The organism is Micromonospora sp. NPDC003776 (assembly GCF_053605645.1).
The window spans coordinates 1-5,733 of record NZ_JBSGJR010000465.1 but is presented as its reverse complement, the minus strand read 5'-3'; the positions used below and the strand labels follow the sequence as shown (position 1 = coordinate 5,733).

Genomic DNA, 5,733 nt, shown 5'->3' with positions numbered 1-5,733 from the left:
CGGCGCCCAGGCGGGGGCCGGCTGGGTGGGCCGACCGGCTGGCGGGGGCGGTGCCCAGCCGAGATCCGGAGCGCTGGGGTACCCGTTGTCCTGCGGGGCCTGGCGGTCGCCGTACGGCGCCGGTCCGCCGGTGCCCGGCGACACCTCGCCCGGCTCCTGGCCAGGACGGTGCGGGGCCTCGGACGTCATGGGTGCGCCTCCTCCATCACATGTCGGCCACCGATGCCGATCGGGACCGTCGGCATGGTCGCCGCCGTTGCCGGCGGGTACCGGCCGTGCAGGCTCCCCGCACCGTATCCGGTGGCCGCCCGGAGGCGTCCGGGGAGCACCGGCCGTCACTCACCGTGGCCGGACGCTGGCGAAGGGTCTCATTCGTCGCGATCGGTCCGGGGGCGGGGTGGGTGGCGGCCGAGCCCCACCGTACCGGGCGCTGCGGCGAGGTGGAATCCCGGTGTCAATCGACGTGAAGCGCCGAAGACCCGCCCGGTGTGACCGGGCGGGTCTTCGAACTGGAGGAGGTGAGAAAAGTCGGGGGCGTCAGCTCATGTGACGCTGTGCGATGGCGAGGAGCTCCTCGCGGACCGCGGGCGAGTTGGCGGAACGCAGGGCGTGCTCGATGGCGCGGGCCCGGCGGTTGGCGTCGCGGCGGCTGCGGATTCGCTCGATCATGCTCATCTTGGGTCTCTCCTCCTGGCTATTCGGTTGTCGGCCCCTTGATGTCTCCATTGAACCGCAGAACGCTTCCAAGTTCCATCGATTATTAGGTGAGTTGAACCACGGACCTAAGGATCGTAGGTGGATGGCCTTGTCCGGCCGAAGATTCCTGTCTCCCAACGGCAACGGCCGGTGTGCCGGGCGTTCACCCGATGCACACCGGCCGTCGCCGGAGCGGTGGGACCGTCAGGTCCAGGCGAGCAGCGCCGCCTCCGGGTCGGCGAGGAAGTCGCCGACGTCACGCAGGAACTTCGAGCCCAGTTCGCCGTCGATGATCCGGTGGTCGAAGGAGAGGCCCAGGGTGGTGACCAGGCGCGGCTTGACCTTGCCCTTGTGCACCCACGGCAGCTCCCGGACCGCGCCGAAGGCGAGGATCGCCGACTCGCCCGGGGGCAGGATCGGCGTACCGGTGTCGACGCCGAAGACGCCCACGTTGGTGATGGTCAGCGTGCCGCCCGACATGTCCGCCGGCGAGGTCTTCCCCGCCTTGGCGGTCTGGACCAGGTCGGTCATCGCGTCCGCCAGCTCGCGCAGCGAGAGCCGGCCGGCGTCCTTGATGTTCGGCACGATCAGCCCGCGCTCCGTGGCCGCCGCGATGCCCAGGTTGACGTACTCCTTGACCACGATCTCGTCGCCGGCCCAGGTCGAGTTGACCATCGGGTGGCGCTTGACCGCGAGCAGCACCGCCTTGGCGACCAGCAGCAGCGGCGAGACACGCACGTCGCGCCACTCGCGCCGCTCGCGGAGCCGGTCCAGGGCCTTCATCGCCCGGGTCACGTCGACGGTCAGGAACTCCGTGACGTGCGGGGCGGTGAACGCCGAGCGGGACATGTTCTCGGCGGTGAGCTTGCGTACCCCCTTGACCGGGATGCGCTGCTCACGGTCCGCACCGAAGCTCGCGGCCGCCGTCGCCGGGGCGGTGACCGCCAGCGGCTCGGCCGCCGCCGGGGTCCCGCTCGCCGCCCGCTGTACGTCCTCCCGGGTGATCGAGCCGAGCGGGCCCGAGCCGGTCAGCGCGGCGAGGTCGACGCCGAGGTCCTTGGCGAGCTTGCGCACCGGCGGCTTGGCCAGCACCGGGCCACCGGCCCGGCCGTTGCCGTTCACCGCCGGGGCGGCCGGCACCGGCGCGACCGGAGCCGGCGCGGCCGGAGCCGGCGCGGGTTGGGCCGGGGCGGCCGTGGCCTGGGCCGGGACGGTGGCCTTGCGCGGCCGACGCTTGGCCGCGGTGGTCCGCGGGCCGTAGCCGACCAGCACGGCGGTACGCCCGCCCGGGGCGGCCCCGCCGATCAGGCCCGGCTCGACCATGCCCTCCTCGGGCGCGATCTCGACGGCGGCCAGCGAGGCGGCCGACGGGGTGGGGAGGTCGGCCGCCGGCGCGCCGGTCGTCGACTCCTCGATCGGGCCCGCGCCCGGGTCGGTGTCGATCGCGATGATCGGGGTGCCCACCTCGACGGTGGACCCCTCCGGGTGGAAGATCGCCTGCACCTGGCCGGCCCACTTCGCCGGGATCTCGACCGCCGCCTTGGCGGTCTCCACCTCGACGATCGGCTGGTTCAGCTCGATGACGTCGCCCACCTTGACCAGCCAGGCGAGGATCTCGCCCTCGGTCAGGCCCTCGCCCAGGTCGGGGAGGTTGAACTCCTTGATCCGTGACATGCCGCTCACCAGCCGAAGGTGCGGTCGACGGCGTCGAGCACCCGGTCGAGGTCGGGCAGGTACTCCTCCTCCACCCGGGCGGCCGGGTAGGGGGTGTCGAAGCCGGTCACCCGCAGCACCGGGGACTCCAGGGAGTAGAAGCACTCCTCGGTGATCCGCGCCGCGATCTCCGACCCGAGGCCCAGGTTGCCGGGCGCCTCGTGGACGACCACGCAGCGGCCGGTGCGCCGCACCGACTCGTACGCGGCGGTCAGGTCCAGCGGCGACAGCGTGCGCAGGTCGATGACCTCCAGCTCCCGGCCGTCCTCGGCGGCGGCGGTGGCCGCGTCCAGCGCGGTCCGCACCATCGGGCCGTACGCCAGCACGGTGGCGTCGGTGCCCGGCCGGGCGACCCGGGCGCCGTGCAGCGGGTACGCGTCGGCGAGCGGGGCGTCCAGCTCGACCGGGCCCTTCTCCCAGTAGCGCCGCTTCGGCTCCAGGAAGACGATCGGGTCGTCCGAGGCGATCGCCTGTTGGATCATGGTGTACGCGTCCTGCGGGTTCGCGCAGGTCACCACCTTGAGGCCGGCGGTGTGCGCGAAGTACGCCTCGGGCGACTCGGAGTGGTGCTCGACCGCGCCGATGCCACCGCCGTACGGGATCCGGATGACCATCGGGATGCGGACCTTGCCCTGCGACCGGTAGTGCATCTTCGCCACCTGCGACACGATCTGGTCGTACGCCGGGTAGACGAAGCCGTCGAACTGGATCTCGCAGACCGGCCGGAAGCCACGGATGGCCAGGCCGACCGCGGTACCGATGATGCCGGACTCGGCGAGCGGGGTGTCGATCACCCGCTGGTCGCCGAAGTCCTTCTGCAGGCCGTCGGTGATCCGGAAGACGCCGCCGAGCTTGCCGACGTCCTCGCCCATGATGACGACCTTCGGGTCGTTCTCCAGGGCCTTGCGCAGACCGGCGTTGAGGGCCTTGCCGAGGGTGAGCGTCTCCGTGGCCATCAGTGGGCGCTCCCCTCGAACGACTCCAGGTACTTGCTGAACTGGGCCCGCTGCTCGTCGAGCTCCGGGGACCCGTTGGGGTAGACGTGGTCGAACATGGTCACCGGCTCCGGGTTGGGCATGGCGAGCACCCGCTCGCGCAGGTGCACCGACTCGGTCCGGGCCTGCTCGTCGACCTCGGCGAAGAACGACTCGTCGGCGATCTGCTGCCGGGTCAGGAACGCCTTCATCCGGGCGATCGGGTCCTTGGCCTGCCAGGCCTCGACCTCGCTGGCGATCCGGTAGCGGGTCGGGTCGTCGGAGGTGGTGTGCGCCCCCATCCGGTAGGTGTAGGCCTCGATCAGGCTCGGGCCCTGGCCGTGCCGCGCGTTGTCCAGCGCGTGCCGGGTCACCGCGTACGACGCGAGCACGTCGTTGCCGTCCACCCGGACGCCGGGGAAGCCGAAGCCGCCCGCCCGCCGGTAGAGCGGGACGCGGGTCTGCCGCTCCAGCGGCTCGGAGATGGCGTACTGGTTGTTCTGGCAGAAGAAGACCAGGGGGGCGTTGAAGACGCTGGCCCAGACGAAGGACTCGTTCACGTCGCCCTGGCTGGTGGCGCCGTCGCCGAAGTAGGCGATCACCGCCTCGCCCTCGTCGCCGCCGGTCTTGCCGTCCATGGCGACGCCCATGGCGTACCCGGTCGCGTGCAGGGTCTGCGCCCCGATGACGATCGTGTACATGTTGAACTTGAACTCGTTTGGGTCCCAGCCGCCCTGGTCGACGCCGCGGAACAGGCCCAGCGGCATGATCGGGTCGATGCCCCGGCAGTAGAGGACGCCGTGCTCCCGGTAGGTCGGGAAGGCCATGTCCTGCGGGCGCAGCGCCCGGCCGGAGCCGACCTGCGCCGCCTCCTGGCCCAGCAGGCTCGCCCAGAGGCCCAGCTCGCCCTGGCGCTGGAGCGCCGTGGCCTCGGCGTCGAGCTTGCGCACCAGCACGAGGTCGCGGTAGAGCCCGCGGTACTCCTCGTCGGTGAAGTCCACCCGGTACTCGGTCCCGTCCGGGCCGAGCGCGCTCTCGATCCGCTCGCCCTCCGGCGTGAGCAGCTGTACGAGTTCCGGCTCGCCGGCTGCGGCGGCGCGCTTGGAACGGGGTGCGGCCCGCCTGCTGCGGGCGGCGGCCCCGGGGTCGCCCTTTGCCATCCGTCTCTCCCTGTCTGGTCTGCGCCGGCGCCGGGGGGTGACCCGTGCCGCGCACATCGTGCGCCCGATCCGGCTGGTGCCGGGTCGGTCCCTGGCGGCCGCGCCTAGCCCCGGTGAGGGTTGCCGCGCGGCGTGAGCCGGGGTCCGTAGCTGAACCCGGCCCGGGAGCGCCGGCGCCGTTCCGCACCAGCCGCGGGGTGCGCGGAGGTGGCGGCTGCGTTGCCGTCGTGCCTGAATGATTGCAGAGGAGGTGAGCGGGCCCACAGTATGGCCTCCCCTGCCCGCGACGTTCGGTCGGGTTCGCGACGGATGGATGTTTTGTCGCTTCGGAGACCGCAGGTGCGACGGACAAAATGTGTGTCGACACGCTGTGGTGCCTGGTGAACTGAGAGTGACTGGTCCAAGCTGACTGATGTCCCCGTAGGCATTTAACGGCCTTTGTCTGTTTCGCCGTGTCGTGCCTTCCGTCGGGTCTGTCCCGGTGTCGACGTACGAGGAGTGTGCCGGTGTCCGAGCCAGCAGAGGGCCCTGGTACGCCGTTTCTCGGGAGTCACCGGGCGGCCCCCGGGGCCGCCTACCGTCGGGTGATCGGGGCGCACCGCGCGGCCGGCGCCGGCGGGCCCAGCCGGGGTTACCTCTTCACCGTCGCGCTGCTCGCCGGCACCGCCTCCATGCCGATCCTGGCGGCGATCAGCGCCGGCTCCGCCACCGTCGGCAACAGCGCCCTGCCGGACACCGGCACCCCGTTCATCCCGACCCCCTCGGTCGGGCCGGTGGTGGTCCCCCTGCCCAGCGGGAGCCAGCCCGCCGTTCGGCCCACCCGCACGCCCGCGACCAACCCCACCGCCACCAGCCTGCCCGCGGCCGCGCCGCTGGTGCCGGCCGCCCCCGCGCTGCCGGACGACTCCGATCTCGCCTCCGGGTGGCGGCCCCGGCCGGCCGTACCACCGGCGCCGGCTCCCCGGCCCACCCGCACGCCGCCGGGCACCGTGCCGTTCCCGTCACGGACGCCTACGCCGTCGGCCTCCGCCTCGGCGACGCCGGACCCGACCCGCACCGCCACAGCCGAGCCGACCAGCACGTTCTCCGTGCCGGCCGGCGCCCCGTCGGCGACAGCGAGCCCGTCGGCCGGCCCGAGCGCGGAACCCACCCCCACCGGTACGCCCGGCGGCTCCCCGCCGCCGACCGGC

The 5,733-nt window shown here is 72.8% G+C and carries 5 protein-coding genes and 1 pseudogene; 1 reads left to right on the top strand and 5 read right to left on the bottom strand.

Features of this window, described 5'->3' with window-relative positions:
* From ACWEVO_RS28290 to pdhA, 5 genes are all read right to left on the bottom strand, one after another.
* Window positions 1-189 (bottom strand): hypothetical protein (locus tag ACWEVO_RS28290; protein ID WP_452310532.1); only part of this gene is annotated, 189 nt, incomplete at its 3' end.
* A gap of 348 nt (window positions 190-537) precedes the next feature.
* Window positions 538-675 carry a hypothetical protein gene (locus tag ACWEVO_RS28285; RefSeq protein WP_199737156.1) on the bottom strand — a complete coding sequence of 46 codons (138 nt, stop codon included), beginning with the start codon at window positions 673-675 and terminating at the stop codon, window positions 538-540.
* Between the two features lie 225 nt (window positions 676-900).
* Window positions 901-2,370 (bottom strand): dihydrolipoamide acetyltransferase family protein, encoded by a 1,470-nt coding sequence (locus ACWEVO_RS28280; RefSeq protein WP_452310533.1) that lies wholly within the window; start codon window positions 2,368-2,370, stop codon window positions 901-903.
* 5 nt (window positions 2,371-2,375) lie between these two features.
* On the bottom strand, window positions 2,376-3,365 hold the full coding sequence (locus ACWEVO_RS28275) for an alpha-ketoacid dehydrogenase subunit beta (protein WP_452310531.1): 990 nt from the start codon (window positions 3,363-3,365) through the stop codon (window positions 2,376-2,378).
* Complete coding sequence (pdhA, locus tag ACWEVO_RS28270) at window positions 3,365-4,543, bottom strand: pyruvate dehydrogenase (acetyl-transferring) E1 component subunit alpha (RefSeq protein WP_452310530.1); 1,179 nt, start codon at window positions 4,541-4,543, stop codon at window positions 3,365-3,367. Before pdhA ends, ACWEVO_RS28275 begins: the two co-directional genes overlap by 1 nt.
* A 506-nt stretch (window positions 4,544-5,049) precedes the next feature.
* Between pdhA and ACWEVO_RS28265 the strand changes: the two are divergent.
* Window positions 5,050-5,733: pseudogene (locus tag ACWEVO_RS28265) on the top strand (hypothetical protein); the annotation flags it as partial.